Annotated in this window: 1 protein-coding gene; it reads right to left on the bottom strand. The window is 78.1% G+C overall.

Annotation, left to right across the window (positions count from 1 at the left end):
* Nucleotides 1-2: 2 nt before the first annotated feature.
* Nucleotides 3-2,138, bottom strand: coding sequence for a prolyl oligopeptidase family serine peptidase (locus tag GTR00_RS19125; RefSeq protein ID WP_166613149.1), 2,136 nt, complete (start codon nt 2,136-2,138; stop codon nt 3-5).
* Between the last annotated feature and the right edge of the window lie 191 nt (nt 2,139-2,329).

The raw sequence follows: 2,329 nt of genomic DNA, 5'->3' as shown, positions 1-2,329 counted from the left end.
GGTCAGGACAGGTCGAGGCCGGTGGCGGCCGCGGCGAAGGCGAGGGTGTCGCGCACCAGCCCGGCGCTGCGCGAGACCGAGCGCGCCCCGTGCCCGACGTCGCCCTCGCGGCGCAGCAGCACCGGCCGGCCCGAGGAGGTGGCGTGCTGCAGCGCCGCGCACAGCTTGCGCGCGTGCAGCGGGTCCACGCGCGAGTCGCCGTCGAAGACGGTGAACAGCACCGCCGGGTACGCGGTTCCCTCCACCACCCGGTGGTACGGGGAGTACGACAGCAGCCAGCCGAACTCCTCCGGGTCGGCCGCCGTGCCGTACTCGTCGTTCCAGGTGGCGCCCAGGCCGTGCTGCTCGTAGCGCACCATGTCCAGCAGCGGCGCGGAGCACACCACGCCCGCGAACAGCTGCGGCTGCTGGGTCAGGGCCGCGCCCACCAGCAGGCCGCCGTTGGAGCCGCCGTGCACGCACAGCTGCTCGTGCGTGGTCCAGCCCTGCTCCACCAGGAACCTCGCCGCGGCGTGGAAGTCGTCGAAGACGTTCTGCTTGCGCCCGCGCATCCCGGCGCGGTGCCAGTCCTCGCCCTCCTCGCCGCCGCCGCGCAGGTTCGCCACCGCGTACACCCCGCCGGCCTCCACCCACGCCAGCGCGTCGGGGGCGTAGTGCGGCGACAGGCTGATGCCGAAGCCGCCGTAGCCGTAGAGGATCGCCGGGGCGGGCGTGCGGGGGCGGCCTTCCTCGTCGAGGGCGTCGGTGCGCACCGTCAGCTGCAGGCGCACCGCGGTGCCGTCGCCGCTGCGGTACTCCAGCAGCCGGCTGGTCACCGCCGGCACCCGCACGGCGCCGGGCGGGGCGGCGTCCAGCGACACGGAGCCGTCGCGGGCGTCCCAGCGGTGCACGTGGGTGGGGGTGGTGGCGTCGGTGTAGCCGAACCACAGCTCGTGGCCGCCGTCGGGGCGGGTGACCAGGCCGCCCACGGAGCCGGTGCCGGGCAGCTCGACCGTGCCGGCGGCGCCGTCGCGGCGCCGCCCGCCGGCCAGCTCGTGCACGCTCAGCGAGGACACGGCGTGCCGGGTCCAGCCCACCACGAGCAGCGGCTCGGCCAGCTCCTCGCCGTCGAGGACGGCGACGTCCTCCAGCAGCGCGTCCTCCGCCTGCGGCACCAGGTCCCGCCAGCGCTCCACGCCGGGGTCGGCGGGGTCGGCCACGGCCAGGCGCCCGCGCGGGGCGTCCAGGTCGGTGAGCAGGTACAGCCGCCCGTCCCGGCCCACCCAGGCGCTGGTCTGCGCGTCGCGGCCGGTGACGACCTCCCGCAGCCGCGGCGCGGCCGGGTCGCAGGCCGACAGGTCCGCGATCCACACGTCGTCGCGCGGCGCGGTGCCGTCGGAGGCGCTGACGACCAGCCAGCGCCCGTCCCGAGAGGTCCACACCCCGTAGTAGTTCGTCATGGACATGCCCGCGCCGAACACCTCGACGTCGCCGGCGGGGTCGGTGCCCACGCGGTGCAGGTACACGCGCCGGTGGTACTGCCGCTCACCCTCCGGCAGGTCCTCCGGCGGCAGCCGCCGCACGTAGTAGAACGCGCGCGGCTCGCCGGCGCGGGCGGGCAGCCACGCCACGGGGGAGTAGCGGGCCCGGTCCAGCGGGCCGTCGACGACCTCGCCGGTGGCCACGTCCAGCACCCGCAGCACGCTCTCCTCGCTGCCGCCCTCGGAGACCTGGTACGCCAGCAGGTCGCCCTCGACGCTGGGGCGCCAGGAGTCCAGCGTCGTGGTGCCCGAGGGGTCCAGCGCGACCGGGTCGACCAGGACCCGCTCGGCGGTGCCCGGCGCGTCGGTCACCCGCAGCACCGCGTGCTCGGCGCCGGGGTCGCGGCGGCTGCGGAAGACGCGCTCGCCGCGGTGCACCGGCGCGCCCACCGCGCCCGTCGCCAGCAGCTCGCGCACCCGCCGCTCCAGGCGCTCGCGGCCGGGCAGCGCCTCGGCGTGGCGCTGCCACCGCGCGTCCTGCCACGCCGACCACTCCCGGGTGCGCGGGTCCTCGGGGTCCTCCAGCCAGCGGTACGGGTCGGCGACCGGGACGCCGTGCAGCTGCTCCACGAGGTCCAGGCGCGGGGCGGGCGGGGAGGAGCTGTGCGGGCTGCTCATGGACGCCCACCCTAGGAGCCGCGCGGCCCCGGCGGGCGCAGCGGTGCCGCGCCCGCCCCGCACCGGCGCCGGACCTCCCGGCGACCGCCGCCGGACCTCCGCCGGACCGCCGCCGGACCTCCGCCGGACCTGCCCGCGAGCGCCCCCGGGGGCGCTCGCGCGGGGGCCCCGCCGCGTGGACGGGCCGGGAG

Origin of the sequence: Kineococcus indalonis, assembly GCF_009906395.1 — a bacterium.
Lineage (GTDB): Bacteria > Actinomycetota > Actinomycetes > Actinomycetales > Kineococcaceae > Kineococcus > Kineococcus indalonis.
This window is presented reverse-complemented; position numbering and strand designations above follow the sequence as displayed.

Coding starts and splice junctions, on each gene's coding strand:
- GTR00_RS19125 (WP_166613149.1), bottom strand. CDS start 2,138: ATGAGCAGCCCGCACAGCTCCTCCCCGCCCGCCCCGCGCCTGGACCTC.